This window comes from Streptomyces sp. NPDC001717 (assembly GCF_042892775.1).
Lineage (GTDB): Bacteria > Actinomycetota > Actinomycetes > Streptomycetales > Streptomycetaceae > Streptomyces.
This window is the reverse complement of sequence record NZ_JBIAUK010000001.1, coordinates 341107-358155: the sequence shown is the minus strand read 5'-3', so window position 1 is coordinate 358155 and position 17049 is coordinate 341107. Positions and strand designations below refer to the sequence as shown.

Genomic DNA, 17049 nt, shown 5'->3' with positions numbered 1-17049 from the left:
TTTCGACGCAGGTGTCGGTCCCGTGTTCGGTGCAGTTGGCCGGTCCGGGTGACGGGTCGGATCGGAGAGGTGGAGCAAGGTGGCACGCAGCAGCTCGGGAATCGTGGCCGGGCTCACCGCCGCGGCGATCGCCGCGGTCGGGTTCCTCGGCTACCAGGCCTCGGCGACGGCCCCCGCGCATCCTCCGAAGGCGGCCGCGCAGCAGCCTTCGCCCGCCCCGAGCCCGGCGGCCGCGAAGCAGGACCCGGCGAAGCCGGTCGCCGTTCCCGAGGGTTCGGGGACCGGTACCCGCGTCGTGTACTCGGTGAGCCAGAAGCGGGTGTGGCTGGTGGGACCGGTCGGGCAGGAGCCGAAGTCGTTCGCGGTGATGCCGAGCACGGTGCACCCGAAGGCGGGCAGTTACACGGTCGGCTCGCGCTCGGGCACGGTGACGGGTTCGGACGGGGTGCCGATCGAGCACGTCGTGCGGTTCGCGACCACGGAGGGCGTGGCGATCGGCTTCAGCGCCCGCGTCGACGGTGCGACGCCGGAGCCCGATCCGGGCAAGAAGACCGGGGGCATCCGCATGGCGCGCGCCGACGGCGACGCGATGTGGGGCTTCGCGACGATCGGCTCGAAGGTCGTCGTCATGCCGTGACGGGCCCACCCGCAGGTTCACCCGTACGTGTGACTCAGGCCGCTTCGGACTCCGGAGCGGCCTGTTCGCGTACGTCGTCCTCCGGCCCGTCCCCGCCCGGTGCGCCGGCCCGCGCGGGCGGCGTCGAGACGGCGGTGGCGGCCACTCCCGCGGCGAGCAGTGCCCGCATGGACACTGCGGAGGCGGACGCGGAGGGGCGGGGGTCGCGGGGGTCGCGCGGTGCTCCTGTTGGTGCCGACATGGCTACTGCCTCCTGGGCCCGGGGACGCCGAACTTAGGCATACCTAAGAAACGCTCGATACCATGTCATCACGAGCGCTGCCACGAGCGCAATATCTTGCCGACGGGTTGTCGGTACGTTTGCTCCGAGTCGGTGCGTCTACTCCGAGAGGGCCCCGGCGAGCGCCTCGACCCCGGCGCCGGCGGCCCAGCGCGCCCCGATCCCGCGCACGGACACCTCCCGGACGTCGTCCAGGACCTCCTCGTGGCCGACCGCGCGCGCGATCACCACGTGCAGCCGGTCGTCGGAGAGCTCCTCCACCTTGCCGTCGCCCCACTCCACGACGATCACGGACTCGGGCAGCGAGACGTCGAGGTCCAGGTCCTCCATCTCCTCCAACCCGCCGCCCAGCCGGTACGCGTCCACGTGCACCAGCGCCGGTCCACCGGACAGCGAGGGGTGCACGCGGGCGATGACGAAGGTCGGCGAGGTCACGGCCCCGCGCACGCCCAGGCCCTCGCCGAGCCCGCGCGTCAGGGTGGTCTTGCCTGCGCCCAGCTCGCCGGTCAGCAGGACGAGGTCCCCGGGGCGCAGCAGCCCGGCGATCCTGCGGCCCAGGTCCTGCATGGCGTCCGGGGAGTCGACGGTGATCCGGGCCTGTGTGTCGGCACGCTCCGCGCCCTCGGAGTGCCCGGCCTCAGGTGCCGGTGCTGCCTGGCTGCGCTGTGCTTCCAGCGGTACTTCTTCCATGCGGGCCAACGTTAGTCGCTACGGGGACCGTCACCGCGCCGGTGCGGGCCAGCAGCTCCATGAGCAGCAGGGTCACGGTCTCCGGGCGTTCGAGCATCATCAGGTGCCCGGTGGACTCCAGGAGCACCAGTTCGGCACCGGGCAGCGCCTCCTTGATGGCCGTGCTGTGCGCGGCCGGGGTGATCATGTCCTTGTCCCCGGCCATGACGATGACGGGCAGGCCCTCGAAGTGCCGGAGCGCCTCGGCCTTGTCGTGGGTCTGGAAGGCCGGGTAGAACTCGGCGACCACGTCGATCGGGGTGGCCTCGATCAGCCTCTCCGCGAAGCGCGCGACGCCCGGGTCCACGTCCTTGGAGCCGAACGAGTACATCTTGATCATGCCCGCGAACAGGTCCGCGGTGGCCCGGCGGCCCTTCTCCACCAGCTCGACCTGCGAGCCGAGCGCCTTGAGCACCCCGGGCAACAGCCGGCGTACGGCGCCCACGCCGACGGAGGGCAGCCCGTACGTCACCTCGCCGAGCCGGCCGCTGGAGGTCCCGACCAGGGCCACGCCGACCACCCGCTCCCGCACGAGCTCGGGGTACTGGTCGGCGAGCGCCATGATGGTCATTCCGCCCATCGAGTGACCCACCAGGATCAGCGGGCCCTCGGGGGCGGTCGCGTCGATCACGGCCTTCAGGTCGCGGCCGAGCTGGTCTATGGTCAGCGGCTCGCCGTCCGCCTGGGCGAGGCCCCGGGCGCTGCGGCCGTGGCTGCGCTGGTCCCAGTAGACGGACCGGACCACTCCGCGCAGGGCGGCGCGCTGGAAGTGCCAGGAGTCCTGGGAGAGGCAGTAGCCGTGGCAGAACACGACGGTGGGCCGGGGGGCGGGTTTGCGGCGCAGCCGTGACCGGGGCCGCGCGGCCTCCTCGGGGAGCTCGTCGATCTCGTAGTGCAGCTCGGTGGCGTCCTCGGCCCGGCAGATCCCCTCGGTCCCGCGCAGGGACCCGTAGTCCCCGGCGGCGTCGAGCGCGAGGCGCGCCTTCATGCGCATGCCCCGCCCGACGGTGATCCGTTCGACCGCGACACCGGCCGCGGCGCCCGCGGCCATCACGCCGATCGCGGCCCCGGCCCAGCCGGCCTTGCGCCAGTTCTCGCTCACGCCGCCGCCCTCACTCCGCTCAGCTGCCGAGGTACACCCGGGGCACTCGGCCACCGATACGGGTGACGATCTCATACGCGATCGTGTGTGCCGCCTGAGCCCAGTCCTCGGCGGTGGGTTCACCGCGCTCCGCGTCCCCGAAGACGACGGCCTCGTCGCCGACGCGGACCTGGTCCCCGTCTCCGCCCAAGTCGACCACGAACTGGTCCATGGCGACTCGACCGGCGACCGTGCGGATCTTGCCGCCGACGAGGACCGGGCCGGCCCCGGAGCCGTGCCGCGGAACGCCGTCGGCGTAGCCGGCCGGGATGAGCGCGAGGGAGGTCTCGTGCTCGGTGACGTAGTGGTGGCCGTAGCTGACCCCGTGCCCGGCCGGGACGGTCTTGACCAGCGCGACGCGGGCCTTGAGGGTCATCGCGGGCCGCAGCCCGAGCTCGGCGGGGGTGCCGAGCTCGGGGGCGGGCGACACCCCGTAGACGGCGAGGCCGCAGCGCACCAGGTCGAAGTGGGACTCGGGGAGGGTGAGCGTGGCGGGCGAGTTGGCGATGTGCCGCACCTCGGGCTCGACGCCCTCCTTCTCGGCGTACGCGAGCATGTCGCGGAACGCGGCGAGCTGCAGCTGGATCGACGGGTGGCCGGGCTCGTCGGCGCAGGCGAAGTGCGACCAGACGCCGGTGACGTCGACCGTGCCCTCGGTCTGGGCGGCGACGGCCGCGGTGACCAGCTCCTCCCAGTCGGCGGGCTGGCAGCCGTTGCGACCGAGGCCGGTGTCGGCCTTGAGCTGGATGCGGGCGGTACGGCCGGTGGCGCGGGCGGCCTCGCGGACCTCCTCCAACGCCCACATCCCGCTGACGGAGACGTCGATGTCGGCCTCCACGGCCTCCCGCCAGGGCCCGCCGGGGGTCCAGAGCCAGCACATGATCCGGCCCTCGACGCCGGCCGCGCGCAGTGCGAGCGCCTCGTCGGGGGTGGCGGTGCCGAGCCAGGTCGCACCGGCCTGCCGGGCGGCCCGTGCGCAGGCCAGGGCTCCGTGCCCGTAGGCGTCCGCCTTGACCACGGCCATCACCTCGGCCCGGGGCGCCCGTTCGCGCAGGGCGCGCACGTTCGCCCGTACGGCGTCAAGATCGATCTCGGCGTACACGCGCATCGGTGTCTCGTTCATCGCCCCCAGTCTCTCAGAACCCCTCCCACGACCGACCGCTGGCGCCACCACGATCCGCGGGGCGCCGCCGCGGGCCTGGCGGCGGCCGCTGCGCGGGGCCGTCCCCTCCCCGCCCTTCCACCGTTCCCCGGGTCTCCGCCCCGGACCCCCGCGCCTCGATCGTCGCCGCGGCTCAAAGACCCGGGGCTCCGCCCCGGACCCCGCGCCTCAAACGCCAGCGGGGCTGGATTTCGCTCCCGGCGGGGCCGGATTCGTCCGTGCGGGCTGGACCTGCCCTGCGGGCAATGCAGCCCGCACCTGGCGGACGGCAGCAGCCGAATCCAGCCCCGCCGGCGTTTGAGGCGCCGCCGGAGGCGAACCAGCCCGTCCGGCGTTCGAGGACCGGGGGTCCGGGGGCGACGCCCCCGGCAACGGCGCTGCGCCCGGGCGCGATCCAGCCCCGCCGGCGTTTGAGGCGCGGGGTGCGGGGCGGAGCCCCGGCGGCCCGGCCGGGTCAGGGGCGGCGGACGTTGCGCCACGCCGCGGGAAGGCCCTCCGCGACGTCCTGGGCCAGGAGCGGGCCGCCGCTCAGCCGGGCCGCCAGGCCGTGGAGGTAGGCCGCCACCGAGCCGGCGTCCACCGCCGACAGGCCACCCGCCAGGAGGGACCCGGCCAGTCCGGACAGCACGTCCCCGCTCCCCGCGGTGGCCAGCCACGGCGTCCCCGTCGGGTTCACCCGCACGGGCGAACCGCCGGAGGCGACCAGCGTCGTGGAGCCCTTCAGCAGGACCGCCGCCCCGTAACTCCGCGACAAGTCCCGTACGGCCCCCAGCCGCCCCGCCTCCACCGACTCCCGAGGGACCCCCAGCAGCGCCGCCGCCTCCCCCGCGTGCGGGGTCAGCAGCGTCGGGGCCGTCCGCGCCCGCAGCGCCCCCGCGTCCAGCCCGCGCAGCCCGTCCGCGTCGACCAGTACGGGTACGTCCTCCGCGAGCGCCTGCGCGACCTCCCCGGCGCGCCCCTCCCCCAGCCCCGGCCCGACCACCCACGCCTGCACCCGGCCCCGCCCGATCAGCGTCTCCGGGAAGCGGGCCAGCACCGCGTCCGCGGCCGGCCCCACGTACCGCACCGCGCCCGCGCCGCCGCGCAGCGCCCCCGCGACGGCCAGCACCGCCGCGCCGGGGTACTGCGCGGACCCGGCGACGATCCCGACCACGCCCCGGCGGTACTTGTCGCTCGACGCCGTGGGGACCGGGAGCAGCTCCGCCACGTCCGCGTGCTGCAACGCCTCGACGTCGGGCGACGGCAGCTCCAGGCCGATGTCCACCAGCCGCACCGCGCCCGTCCGCGAGGCCCCGGGGTCGATCAGCAGGCCGGGCTTGTACGCCCCGAAGGTCACGGTGACGTCGGCCGTGACGGCCGCCCCCGCCACCTCACCGGAGTCGGCGTCGACCCCGCTCGGCAGGTCCACGGCCACCACCACCGCACCCGCCGGGATCCGCTCGACCAACGCGGCCGCCGCCGGCCGCAGCCCACCGCGCCCGCCGATGCCGAGGAGACCGTCCAGCACCAGGTCGGCCCGGGCCGGTACGGCCTCCTCGACCCGCCCCCCGGCGGCCCGCAGCGCGGCCAGGCCGCCCGCGTGCATCCGCGCCGGGTCCATCGGCACCGCCGTCACCCCGGCGCCCCTCCGCGCCAGCCTCGCGCCCGCGTACAACGCGTCGCCGCCGTTGTCCCCGGGCCCGACGAGCAGCACCACCCGGGCCCCGTACACCCGCCCGAGCAGCCCCGCGCAGGCGACGGCCAGTCCGGCCGCCGCCCGCTGCATCAGGGCGCCTTCGGGCAGCCGGGCCATCAACTCCCGCTCGGCGCCCCGTACGGTCTCCACGCTGTAAGCAGTACGCATGGATCAACCCTCGGCGATCACCACCGCGGAGGCCACCCCGGCGTCGTGGCTCAGCGAGATGTGCCAGGACTTCACGCCCAGCGCCGCCGCCCTCGCCTCCACGGTGCCCGTGACCCGCAGCCGGGGCCGCCCGCTGTCCTCCACGTACACCTCGGCGTCGGTCCACAGCAGACCGGCGGGCGCGCCCAGGGCCTTGGCCAGGGCCTCCTTCGCGGCGAACCGCGCGGCGAGCGAGGCGATCCCGCGCCGCTCGCCGCTCGGCAGCGTCAACTCGGAGTCGAGGAAGAGGCGCTGCGCCATCCTCGGCGTCCGCTCCATGACCTCGCCGAACCGCTCGATCTCCGCCACGTCGATCCCGACGCCGATAATCACAACCCAGCCCCACTCACTGCTTCTCGCTCACTCCACGGTCACGGACTTCGCGAGGTTACGCGGCTGGTCCACCTCGTTGCCCCGCGCGGTCGCCAGCTCGCACGCGAAGACCTGCAACGGCACCGTGGCCACCAGCGGCTGGAGCAGCGTCGGCGTCGCCGGGATCCGGATCAGGTGGTCGGCGTACGGGACGACCGCCTCGTCGCCGTCCTCCGCGATCACGATGGTCCGCGCCCCGCGCGCCCGGATCTCCTGGATGTTCGACACGATCTTGTCGTGGAGGACGGAACGGCCGCGTGCCGACGGGACGACGACCACGACCGGCAGGTCCTTCTCGATCAGCGCGATCGGCCCGTGCTTGAGCTCGCCCGCCGCGAAGCCCTCGGCGTGCATGTACGCCAGCTCCTTGAGCTTGAGCGCGCCCTCCAGCGCCACCGGGTAGCCGACGTGCCGGCCCAGGAACAGCACGGTGTTCTTGTCGGCGAGGGAGCGCGCGAGCTTCCGTACGGGTTCCATGGTCTCCAGGACCGTGTCCACGGCCGCGGCGATGTCCGACAGCTCCCGGACCACCGCGCGGATCTCGTCGCCCCACTTGGTGCCGCGGACCTGCCCGAGGTACAGCGCGACCAGGTAGCAGGCCACCAGCTGCGTCAGGAACGCCTTGGTCGAGGCGACGGCCACCTCCGGACCGGCGTGCGTGTACAGCACCGCGTCCGATTCGCGCGGGATCGTCGACCCGTTCGTGTTGCAGATGGCCAGCACCTTGGCCCCCTGCTCGCGCGCGTGCCGCAGCGCCATCAGGGTGTCCATGGTCTCGCCGGACTGCGAGATCGCGACGACCAGCGTCCGCTGGTCGAGGATCGGGTCGCGGTAGCGGAACTCGCTCGCCAGCTCCGTCTCGCAGGGGATGCGGGTCCAGTGCTCGATGGCCAGCTTCGCGATCATGCCCGCGTGGTAGGCCGTGCCGCACGCGACGATCACGACCTTGTCGACTTCCCGGAGCACCGAGACGGGGATGCGCACCTCGTCCAGGCTCAGCGAGCCGCTCGCGTCGATCCTGCCCAGGAGGGTGTCGGCGACGGCCTTCGGCTGCTCGGCGATCTCCTTGAGCATGAAGTAGTCGTACCCCCCCTTCTCGGCCGCCGAGGCGTCCCAGTCCACGTGGTACGCCCGCACGGTCGCGTCCGAACCGTCGAAGTTGGTCACCGTGACCCCGTCGCGGCGGAGTTCCACGACCTGGTCCTGGCCCAGCTCGATCGCGGAGCGGGTGTGGGCGATGAACGCGGCGACGTCCGAGGCGAGGAAGTTCTCGTCCTCGCCGACGCCCACCACCAGGGGGGAGTTCCGGCGCGCGCCGACCACCACGTCCGGCACGTCCGCGTGCACGGCGACGAGGGTGAAGGCGCCCTCCAGCCGGCGGCACACCTGCCGCATGGCCTCGGCGAGGTCTCCGGTGGCCGAGAACCGCTCCGCCAGCAGGTGCGCGACGACCTCGGTGTCCGTCTCGGACTCCAGTCGGTGCCCGCGCTCGGCCAGTTCGGCGCGGAGCAGGGCGAAGTTCTCGATGATGCCGTTGTGCACGACGGCGACGCGCCCCGAATTGTCGAGGTGCGGGTGGGCGTTGACGTCGGTGGGCCCGCCGTGGGTCGCCCACCGGGTGTGCCCGAGCCCCGTGGAACCGGCCGGCAGCGGGTGCCCGACCAGCTCCTTCTCCAGATTGACGAGTTTCCCGGCCTTCTTGACGGACGCCAGCTCCCCGTCGGAGAGGACGGCGACCCCGGCCGAGTCGTAGCCGCGGTATTCCAGCCGCTTGAGTCCGGCGATGACCACATCGAGCGCAGACTGCGCTCCCACGTAACCCACAATTCCGCACATAGGCCGCAGCGTACGCCGTCTCCGGCCGTCTGCCCCGTACCCGAACAAGACGAAAACCCCGTTCCGGCGCATGCGCCGGAACGGGGCTGACGGTCAGTCGGGCGGTGCTCAGCCGAGCTTCTTGACCTGCGCGTCGATGACGGCCTTCGGCTGCTCGGCGGCGCCGGCCAGGCTCACGGCCGAGAAGGTCGCCAGGGTGCCGCCCTTGCGGACGACCACGAGCTCCATGCTCATCGGGCTGCCGTCCGCGTCACCCGTCACGGTGTACGCGAGGGCCTCGTCGCCCCCGGTGACGGCGGCACCCGGGGCCACCTTCGTGATCTTCAGCGAGTCGCCGCCCTGGCCGCCCGTGTAACCGCCGGCGCAGGCCGTGCCCGCCGCCTTGAGGGTGGCGAAGGCCTCCGCGGCGCCCTTGCCCTCGTACGAGTGGAGGGAGACCGAGGTGGCGGTGGCGCCCAGGGCGTTCAGGCCGGCCTTGAGCTTCTCCTCGGGGCTGGCGTCGGCGGCCGGCTCCTTGCCCTTGGCGACGGCCTTGGTGCCGGCGGTGCCCACGACGGTGCCGATCGGGGCCATCGACTGCGCGGAGACCAGCGGCTGGCACTCCGGCTTGTCGCTCTTGGTGCCCGACGCGGCGGCGAGCTCGGCCGCGGTGGCCGGCTTGACCACGTGGTCGGGCAGGTCCGCCTGGGCCACGAGCGCGCTGGTCAGCTCGGCGGAGGTCTTCGCCTTGGCGGCCGGGGCCTCCGAGGCCGCGGCGGCGGCGGACGGCTTGGCGTCCGCCTTCTTGTCGTCCGCCTTGTCGGAGCCGCAGGCGGTGGCGAGCAGGGCCAGGGACACGGCGGAAGCGGCCAGGACGGTACGACGGACGAGTGCGGTGCGCACGATGGATCTCCCCCAGGAATTGCGATCAGAGAACAGCAGGAGCGGCGCCCTTCGGCAGGGCCGGGGCGCGCTTCAGAACTGCGGTGTCAGGCAATGTACCGGTAAAAGGATCACCTGCTCGGATCATTTCGCCCTCGCCGTCGATCGTGATCACGACGAGACCGCACGGCGACACAGCCGGTACCCGCCCCCGTACAACCCCTCCCCGTCACGTGACCGACCACACCACCCACAACCGCCTCCGAGCCCCGACAATGGCGGTGTGATCACTTCGCCGCCACGAAGCACGCCTGACAGCGCGATGGAGCGCACCGGCCGGGACGGGTACCCCGCGCGTCCCGCCCACCGCCGGGGCCCCGACGCGTCCCCCTACCTCGACCTCACCCGCGCCGAGTGGAGCGCGCTGCGCGAGAGGACCCCGCTGCCGCTGACGGCCGAGGAAGTGGAGCGGCTGCGCGGCCTCGGTGACGTCATCGACCTCGACGAGGTCCGCGACGTGTACCTGCCGCTCTCGCGCCTGCTGAACCTCTACGTCGGCGCGACCAGCAACCTCCGCGGCACCCTGAACACCTTCCTCGGCGACGCGGGCAACGGCCACGGCTCGCAGGCGGGCACCCCCTTCGTCATAGGCGTGGCCGGTTCGGTCGCCGTCGGCAAGTCGACCGTGGCCCGTCTGCTCCAGGCCCTGCTCGCCCGCTGGCCGGAGCACCCGCGCGTGGAGCTGGTCACCACCGACGGGTTCCTCTACCCGATGAAGGAGCTCCAGCGGCGCGGGCTCACCTCCCGCAAGGGCTTCCCCGAGTCCTACGACCGCCGCGCGCTCACCCGGTTCGTCGCCGACATCAAGGCCGGCAAGGACGAGGTGCGGGCCCCCGTCTACTCGCACCTGATCTACGACATCGTGCCGGGCGAGGAGCTCGTCGTACGGCGCCCGGACATCCTCATCGTCGAGGGCCTGAACGTGCTCCAGCCGGCCCTCCCCGGGACGGACGGCCGCACCCGCGTCGCCCTCGCCGACTACTTCGACTTCAGCGTGTACGTGGACGCGCGGCCCGAGGACATCGAGCGCTGGTACCTGGGCCGCTTCCGGAAGCTGCGCGAGACCGCCTTCCAGAATCCTTTCTCCTACTTCCGCAAGTACACCCAGGTCTCCGAGGAGGAGGCCATGGAGTACGCGCAGACGATGTGGCGCACCGTCAACAAGCCCAACCTGCTGGAGAACGTGGCCCCCACCCGCGGCCGCGCGACCCTGGTCGTGCGCAAGGGGCCGGACCACAAGGTCCAGAAGCTGAGTCTGCGCAAGCTCTAGCGGCCCTCCGGTGGCTAGGGTGCGGGCATGCTGCATCTTCGGATGATCACCCCGCACCACCTCACCGAGCAGGTCGTGGAGCTGATCGACCAGACGGTCGGGACCACCCATCTGGTCGTGCTGCCCGGCGCCGCCCGCGACCCCGAGGGCGATCTCGTGCTGGTCGACGTCGCCCGCGAGGCGGCCGACGAGTTGCTGCAGGAGATGCGCTCGCTCGGCATCGACAGGACCGGTTCGATCGCCGTCGAGAACATCGACCTGTCGATCTCCACGCGCGCCGACGACGCCGAGGAGGAAGCTCCGGGCGAGGCCGCCGACGCGGTGGTCTGGGAACAGCTCTCCGAGTCGACGCACGAGGATTCCACCCTCACCATCACCTACAGCGCCTTCATGATCGTGGCGACGATGATCGCGGCCTGCGGTGTGGTCCTGGACAACGCGATCCTGATCGTGGGCGCGATGGCGGTCGGCCCCGAGTTCGGCCCGCTCGCAGGCATCTGCACGGGCCTGGTGCAACGCAAGCCCAGGCTCGCGGGGCGTTCCCTCATCGCGCTGGCGGTCGGCTTCACCGTCGCGATCGCGGCGACGACGGTCTTCAGCCTGGCGATGACCGCGCTCGGCCTGTTCGAGGAGACCATGCTGGAGAACCCCCGGCCGAACACCAGCTTCATCTGGCAGCCCGACCCGTTCTCCTTCGTCGTGGCGCTGCTCGCCGGGGTGGCCGGCATGCTGTCGCTGACCTCCGCGAAGGCCGGTGCGCTGGTCGGCGTGGCGATCTCCGTGACCACCGTCCCGGCGGGCGCCAACGCGGCCGTCGCCCTCAGCTACGGGGACCTGGCCCAGATGTGGGGCTCGGGCATCCAGCTCGCGGTCAACCTGGGCGGCATCGTCCTCTCGGGCACGCTCACCCTCATCGCCTGGAAAATGCTGTGGCGCACCCAGCACGGCCGGATGGTCCGCAAGCCGGGTGCGCCACGCAGAACGGGCGGGACGGGCTAACCGAGGGCCGACTTCACCACGTCGGCGAGCCGGCCGGCCACCGCGCGGGCCTGCTCGATGTCCGCGGCCTCGACCATCACCCGTACGAGGGGCTCGGTGCCCGACGGACGGAGCAGCACCCGCCCGGTGCTGCCCAGCTCGCGCTCGGCGTCGGTCACCGCCGCGGCCAGCTCGGCCGAGGTCGTGACGCGGGACTTGTCCACGTCGGGGACGTTGATCAGCACCTGCGGCAACCGCTCCATGACCCCGGCGAGCTCCGCCAGGGACTTGCCGGTGGCCGAGACCCGCGCCGCGAGCAGCAGGCCGGTCAGCGTGCCGTCGCCGGTGGTCGCGTGGTCCAGGATGATCACGTGGCCGGACTGCTCGCCGCCCAGCGCGTAGCCGTGCTCCTTCATGGCCTCCAGCACGTACCGGTCGCCGACCCCGGTCTGCACGACCTGGATGCCCGCGGCCTCCATGGCCAGCTTGAAGCCCAGGTTGGACATGACGGTGCCGACCACGGTGTTCTCGCGCAGCTGCCCCGCCTCGCGCATGGCCAGGGCCAGCACCGCGAGGATCTGGTCGCCGTCGACCTCGGCGCCGGTGCCGTCCACGGCCAGGCAGCGGTCGGCGTCACCGTCGTGCGCGATGCCGAAGTCGGCGCCGTGCTCGACGACGGCCGCCTTGAGCAGGTCGAGGTGGGTGGAGCCGCAGCCCTCGTTGATGTTCAGGCCGTCCGGCTCGGCGCCGATCGTGACGATCTCCGCGCCGGCCCGGGCGAAGGCCTCGGGCGAGACGTAGGAGGCCGCGCCGTGCGCCTCGTCCAGGACGATCTTCAGGCCGTCGAGGCGGTTGGGCAGCGCGCCGATCAGGTGGGCGACGTACTTCTCGAAGCCCTCGTTGTAGTCGGAGACCCGGCCGACGCCCGCGCCGGTGGGCCGGTCCCAGGGAGCGCCGGTGCGGTGCTCCTCGTAGACGGACTCGATGCGGTCCTCCAGCTCGTCCGCCAGCTTGTGGCCACCGCGCGCGAAGAACTTGATGCCGTTGTCGGGCATGGCGTTGTGGCTGGCGGAGAGCATCACGCCGAGGTCGGCACCCAGCGCACCGGTGAGATACGCCACCGCCGGGGTGGGCAGCACACCGACGCGCAGGACGTCCACGCCCGCGCTCGCGAGGCCCGCGACGACCGCGGCCTCGAGGAATTCGCCCGAGGCCCGGGGGTCCCGGCCGACGACCGCGGTCGCCCGGTGGCCCGCGAAGGTCCCCGCCTCGGCCAGTACGTGGGCAGCCGCGACGGAGAGACCGAGCGCGAGCTCAGCCGTCAGATCCGCGTTGGCGACGCCGCGTACACCATCCGTCCCGAAGAGTCGTCCCACTGTTGTCCTCCCGAGTTTCCGCTTCGCATGTGACCGGTTGTGACAGGTATTTGCCGCTTGTGGCGGTAAACGAACCGCCCCGGCAGCACGGAGAGTGCTGCCGGGGCGGTTTCGTTGCTGAACAGCAGGCGCAGATTAACGCTTGCTGTACTGCGGAGCCTTACGGGCCTTCTTGAGACCGGCCTTCTTGCGCTCGACCGCACGGTCGTCGCGGGAGAGGAAGCCGGCCTTCTTCAGCGCCGGGCGGTTGTTGTCCACGTCCGCCTCGTTCAGCGCACGGGCCACGCCGAGGCGCAGGGCACCGGCCTGGCCGGAGACGCCGCCACCCGAGATGCGGGCGATGACGTCGTAACGGCCGTCGAGCTCGAGGAGCTTGAAGGGCTCGTTGACTTCCTGCTGGTGCACCTTGTTGGGGAAGTAGTCCTCAAGGGTGCGACCGTTGATCTTCCACTTGCCGGTGCCCGGAACGATCCGGACGCGGGCGATGGCGTTCTTGCGACGGCCCAGGCCGGCGGCCGGCTGGGGGTCACCGAAGCGACCGGCAAGGGACTCGGAGGTGTAGTCGCCCTCGACGACGACCTCGGACTCGGTGGTGTACTCCTCGACGCCCTCGAACTCGTCGACGGGGGTCTCGGCGGTGGTCTCGGCCACGATGCTCCTCAGAATTTTCTACGTCTTAGGGGGTGGCCGGAACTACTGCGCGACCTGGGTGATCTCGAACGGCACCGGCTGCTGCGCAGCGTGCGGGTGCTGGTCGCCCGAGTAGACCTTCAGCTTCGAGAGCATCTGACGGCCCAGGGTGTTCTTGGGGAGCATGCCCTTGACGGCCTTCTCGACGGCCTTCTCCGGGTTGTCACGGAGCAGGTCGTCGTAACGCACGGAGCGGAGACCGCCCGGGAAGCCGGAGTGGCGGTACGCCATCTTCTGCGACGCCTTGTTGCCGGACAGGTGGACCTTGTCGGCGTTGATGACGATGACGAAGTCGCCCATGTCCATGTGGGGGGCGTAGGTCGGCTTGTGCTTGCCCTTGAGGAGGGCAGCGGCCTGGGTCGCCAGACGGCCGAGGACAACGTCCTGGGCGTCGATGACGAGCCACTGGCGCGAGATGTCGCCGGGCTTGGGGCTGAACGTACGCACGCGTATGCCTTCGCTTCTTCAGTGGTGGGTCATCCCATAGGGCACGAGCCCCTCGGGAAGGGTCCTGACAGGGTCACCACGGACGATCACGACAGCCCTCGTTCACATCGGGGACGCACCCGAGTGAAAACCGCTGGTCATCGGTCCGGTGGACCGGCGTAAGGCCCTTTCACGTGAGAATGAGAAAGCCAATACGCATAACAAACCAGCAGGATACCCAAGCAGACCCGTACGGGTCAAAACGCGGTCCGCGATGCCGATTCAGCAGGCGTCGCGGCGCACTCCGGTTCGGTCCTGGGTGGGGACCCCGCAGTTGTTACGGGCTCCAGAGTAACCCGGCTCGGGCGCAGCGCACGACGCGCCAGCAGAAACGCGAGTCCGCAGAGGGTGGCGCAGTCCTTGAAGGCACGCCGCTTGTGGGCCAGCTCCGAGGGCCACGGGAGCAGGGCCACCTGGGGCGTCAGGGCCAGCCAGAACCAGGGCGAGCGGGGCATCGAGCCCTCCCGCACCGCGGACGCCAGCAGCAGCGGCAGCACCACCAGCAGGTAGTGGTCGAAGGACGGGCGGGAGACCAGGAATGCGGCGAGCATCACCATGCAGGCCGTCTCCGCCAGCCGCAGCTCGCCCCCGTCGGCACCGTCCGGCCGCCGCCACCGCACCCAGGCGGCCCACAGCCCCGCCCCGGCCCCCGCGAACGCGACCGCCACGGCCACCGGCTCCGGTACGCCCAGCCGTGGCAGCACCGCGATCGGCGAGGCGTCCCAGGGCAGCGCGTAGGCGTCCTGCCCGCCCAGCAGGAACGGCAGGGTCTTGGTGAAGAACAGCGACGGGCTCGGCATCAGCAGCGCCCCCGCCAGCGAGAAGCCCAGCGGCACCAGCACGGCCGCCGCGAGTCCCCGCCACTGCCGGGCGAAGAGGAACAGCACCCCGAGCGGCACCAGCATCGGCTTGCAGGCGATGGCCAGCCCGATCACCAGACCGGCCGCCCCCCACGCCCGCCGGCGCGCCAGCAGCAGCGCCACCGGCAGGGCGGCCGCCGAGATGGCCGTCCAGTTGCCGATCAGCACGAGGTTCACGTACGGCTTGTAGGCCAGGGCGAAGACGGCGAAGCCGACGACCGCGAACCGGGAGCGCAGCGGCACCGAGAACAGCCGCAGCGCGGCCAGCCAGCCGATCCCCAGCAGCCCCGACATCCCGACGGGCAGCACCCACCGCAGCGCCGCCTGCGGCAGCAGCGCCTCGGGCACCGCCATCAGCACGGCGCTGGGGAGGTACAGGAACCGCTTGTCCTCGTACGGGGACCCGCCGTCCAGCAGCGTCTCGGCCGCCTTCACCACGAAGGCGTTGTCCGAGCCCCAGTTCTCCCGCAGGCTCGTGGAGACGCAGATCCCGAGCACCACGGCGAGCGAGACGAGCCGCCAGGGCAGGGAGGCGGGACGCAGCAGCCAGTCGACCAACCGGCTCCCGGAGTCCCGGACGCGGGCGTCCCACCGTCTCAGCCAGATGCCGGGCCTCAACCCCACAGCGGTATCCCCTAGCGCTTGCGCTCGACTCGACGTTCGTCCCGGACCGGTTCCTGCGCCCGATTCCCGACGCCGCCCTCGCACCCCTCGGCCCCGGGGGGCCTCAGGGGCTTCGGACGGCTGCGCCGGACTCCGTCCGCCGGACGGGCCCTGGCCACGCATCCGCGCCTCAGCGCTTCCGCTCGACCCGCCGCTCGTCCCAGACCGGTTCCTGCGTCTCTCGTACCACGCCGTCCGAACCGAAGACCAGGTAACGGTCGAAAGTCCGGGCGAACCAGCGGTCGTGCGTCACGCACAGCACCGTGCCCTCGTACGCCTCCAGGCCGTCCTGCAGGGCCTCCGCGGACTCCAGGTCCAGGTTGTCCGTCGGCTCGTCCAGCAGCAGCGCCGTGGTGCCCGCGAGCTCCAGCAGCAGGATCTGGAAGCGCGCCTGCTGCCCGCCCGAGAGCTTCTCGAAGGGCTGCTCGGCCTGGCGCTCCAGCTCGTAGCGGCGCAGGGCCCCCATCGCCTGGCCCAGCGGCTTCGCCGCCTCCGTCCACAGGATGTCGACGAGGGTGCGGCCGAAGAGCTCCGGGTGCGCGTGCGTCTGCGCGAAGTGGCCGGGGACCACCCGGGCGCCCAGCTTCCAGTCACCGGTGTGCTTGACGTCCTCACCGGCCAGCAGCCGCAGGAAGTGCGACTTGCCGGAGCCGTTCGAGCCGAGCACCGCGACGCGCTCCCCGTAGAAGACCTCCAGGGAGAACGGCTTCATCAGACCCGTGAGCTCCAGGTTCTCCACGGTCAGCGCGCGCACGCCGGTCCGGCCGCCCTTGAGCCGCATCTTGATGTCCTGCTCGCGCGGCGGCTCCGGCGGCGGGCCGGCCTCCTCGAACTTCTTGAAGCGGGTCTGCATCGCGTGGTACCGCGAGGCCATGTCCGGGCTGATCGCGGCCTGGTTGCGCAGCCGCAGCACGAGGGCCTTCAGGCGCGCGTGCTCCTCGTCCCAGCGCCGCTTGAGCTCCTCGAAGCGCGCGAAGCGCTCCTTGCGTGCCTCGTGGTACGTGCCGAAGCCCGCGCCGTGCACCCAGACGTCCGAGCCCGTGGGGCTCGCCTCCAGGCTGATGATCTTCTCCGCGGCCTGGGTGAGCAGCTCCCGGTCGTGGCTGACGAAGAGCACCGTCTTGCGGGTCGCCGCCAGCTGCTCCTCCAGCCAGCGCTTGCCCGGGACGTCGAGGTAGTTGTCCGGTTCGTCGAGCAGCAGCACCTCGTCCGGCCCGCGCAACAGCGCCTCCAGCACCAGCCGCTTCTGCTCACCGCCCGAGAGCGTGCGCACCTCGCGGAACTGTGCCGAGTCGTACGGGATGGCCAGCGCGGCCATCGTGCAGACGTCCCACAGGGTCTCCGCCTCGTAACCCTGCACGTCGGCCCAGTCGCTGAGCGCCTGCGCGTACGCCATCTGGGCGGCCTCGTCGTCCACCGTCAGGATCAGGTGCTCGGCGCGGTCCACGGCCTTCGCCGCCTCCCGGATCCGCGGCTGGGACACCGACACGAGCAGGTCCCGTACGGTCGTCTCGTCCCGGACCGAGCCCACGAACTGCGACATCACGCCGAGCCCGCCGCTCACGGTGACCGCGCCGCCGTGCGGCTGCAGCTCACCGGAGATCATCTTGAGCAGGGTGGTCTTGCCGGCCCCGTTCGCCCCGACCAGGGCGACGACCGACCCCTCCCCCACCCGGAAGGAGACGTCGGGGAGCAGGACCCGCCCGTCGGGAAGGTAGTACTCCAGGTGGCTGGCTTCGAGATGTCCCATGCGGGCATTCAACAGC

The 17049-nt window shown here is 72.3% G+C and carries 17 protein-coding genes; 3 read left to right on the top strand and 14 right to left on the bottom strand.

Annotated elements, in window-relative coordinates; all coding sequences use genetic code 11:
* The first annotated feature begins 79 nt into the window (after window positions 1-79).
* On the top strand, window positions 80-637 hold the full coding sequence (locus ACFYZL_RS01875; RefSeq protein ID WP_388675219.1) for a hypothetical protein: 558 nt from the start codon (window positions 80-82) through the stop codon (window positions 635-637).
* Window positions 638-671: 34 nt separating this feature from the next.
* On the opposite strand, the gene ACFYZL_RS01870 is transcribed toward ACFYZL_RS01875, so the two are convergent.
* The 9 genes from ACFYZL_RS01870 to ACFYZL_RS01830 form a co-directional block, all read right to left on the bottom strand.
* Window positions 672-878, bottom strand: a complete 207-nt coding sequence (locus ACFYZL_RS01870) for a hypothetical protein (protein WP_388675216.1) — start codon at window positions 876-878, stop codon at window positions 672-674.
* 138 nt (window positions 879-1016) lie between these two features.
* Complete coding sequence (tsaE, locus tag ACFYZL_RS01865; RefSeq protein WP_384751873.1) at window positions 1017-1607, bottom strand: tRNA (adenosine(37)-N6)-threonylcarbamoyltransferase complex ATPase subunit type 1 TsaE; 591 nt, start codon at window positions 1605-1607, stop codon at window positions 1017-1019.
* Complete coding sequence (locus tag ACFYZL_RS01860; RefSeq protein WP_388675213.1) at window positions 1555-2823, bottom strand: alpha/beta fold hydrolase; 1269 nt, start codon at window positions 2821-2823, stop codon at window positions 1555-1557. The genes tsaE and ACFYZL_RS01860 overlap by 53 nt, the downstream gene beginning before the upstream one ends.
* Window positions 2768-3910, bottom strand: a complete 1143-nt coding sequence (gene alr, locus ACFYZL_RS01855) for an alanine racemase (protein WP_388675210.1) — start codon at window positions 3908-3910, stop codon at window positions 2768-2770. The genes ACFYZL_RS01860 and alr overlap by 56 nt, the downstream gene beginning before the upstream one ends.
* A 493-nt stretch (window positions 3911-4403) precedes the next feature.
* Window positions 4404-5792, bottom strand: coding sequence for an NAD(P)H-hydrate dehydratase (locus ACFYZL_RS01850; protein ID WP_388675207.1), 1389 nt, complete (start codon window positions 5790-5792; stop codon window positions 4404-4406).
* 3 nt (window positions 5793-5795) lie between these two features.
* Window positions 5796-6164, bottom strand: a complete 369-nt coding sequence (locus ACFYZL_RS01845; protein ID WP_384745051.1) for a holo-ACP synthase — start codon at window positions 6162-6164, stop codon at window positions 5796-5798.
* Window positions 6165-6191: 27 nt separating this feature from the next.
* Window positions 6192-8039 (bottom strand): glutamine--fructose-6-phosphate transaminase (isomerizing), encoded by a 1848-nt coding sequence (gene glmS / locus ACFYZL_RS01840; protein WP_388675203.1) that lies wholly within the window; start codon window positions 8037-8039, stop codon window positions 6192-6194.
* A gap of 108 nt (window positions 8040-8147) precedes the next feature.
* The gene (locus tag ACFYZL_RS01835) at window positions 8148-8921 is read right to left on the bottom strand and encodes a hypothetical protein (RefSeq protein ID WP_388675201.1); all 774 of its coding nucleotides are present in this window, start codon (window positions 8919-8921) and stop codon (window positions 8148-8150) included.
* Window positions 8922-8946: 25 nt separating this feature from the next.
* Complete coding sequence (locus ACFYZL_RS01830) at window positions 8947-9075, bottom strand: hypothetical protein (RefSeq protein WP_384745046.1); 129 nt, start codon at window positions 9073-9075, stop codon at window positions 8947-8949.
* Between the two features lie 147 nt (window positions 9076-9222).
* Between ACFYZL_RS01830 and coaA the strand changes: the two genes are divergently transcribed.
* Both coaA and ACFYZL_RS01820 read left to right on the top strand, forming a co-directional pair.
* A complete protein-coding gene (coaA, locus tag ACFYZL_RS01825) occupies window positions 9223-10230 on the top strand; it encodes a type I pantothenate kinase (protein WP_384745053.1) in 1008 nt (335 codons plus the stop codon).
* Between the two features lie 27 nt (window positions 10231-10257).
* Complete coding sequence (locus ACFYZL_RS01820; RefSeq protein ID WP_384745044.1) at window positions 10258-11229, top strand: DUF389 domain-containing protein; 972 nt, start codon at window positions 10258-10260, stop codon at window positions 11227-11229.
* Here the strand turns inward: ACFYZL_RS01820 and glmM are convergent.
* The 5 genes from glmM to ACFYZL_RS01795 all read right to left on the bottom strand — a co-directional run bounded on the left by glmM (window position 11226) and on the right by ACFYZL_RS01795 (window position 17033).
* On the bottom strand, window positions 11226-12584 hold the full coding sequence (glmM, locus tag ACFYZL_RS01815) for a phosphoglucosamine mutase (protein WP_384745042.1): 1359 nt from the start codon (window positions 12582-12584) through the stop codon (window positions 11226-11228). The genes ACFYZL_RS01820 and glmM overlap by 4 nt on opposite strands.
* Window positions 12585-12719: 135 nt before the next feature.
* Complete coding sequence (gene rpsI / locus ACFYZL_RS01810; protein WP_030773858.1) at window positions 12720-13235, bottom strand: 30S ribosomal protein S9; 516 nt, start codon at window positions 13233-13235, stop codon at window positions 12720-12722.
* A 42-nt stretch (window positions 13236-13277) separates the two neighbouring features.
* On the bottom strand, window positions 13278-13721 hold the full coding sequence (gene rplM, locus ACFYZL_RS01805; protein ID WP_384585710.1) for a 50S ribosomal protein L13: 444 nt from the start codon (window positions 13719-13721) through the stop codon (window positions 13278-13280).
* 236 nt (window positions 13722-13957) lie between these two features.
* Window positions 13958-15244 (bottom strand): glycosyltransferase family 87 protein, encoded by a 1287-nt coding sequence (locus ACFYZL_RS01800; protein ID WP_388675196.1) that lies wholly within the window; start codon window positions 15242-15244, stop codon window positions 13958-13960.
* Between the two features lie 169 nt (window positions 15245-15413).
* The gene (locus tag ACFYZL_RS01795) at window positions 15414-17033 is read right to left on the bottom strand and encodes an ABC-F family ATP-binding cassette domain-containing protein (protein ID WP_384745039.1); all 1620 of its coding nucleotides are present in this window, start codon (window positions 17031-17033) and stop codon (window positions 15414-15416) included.
* Between the last annotated feature and the right edge of the window lie 16 nt (window positions 17034-17049).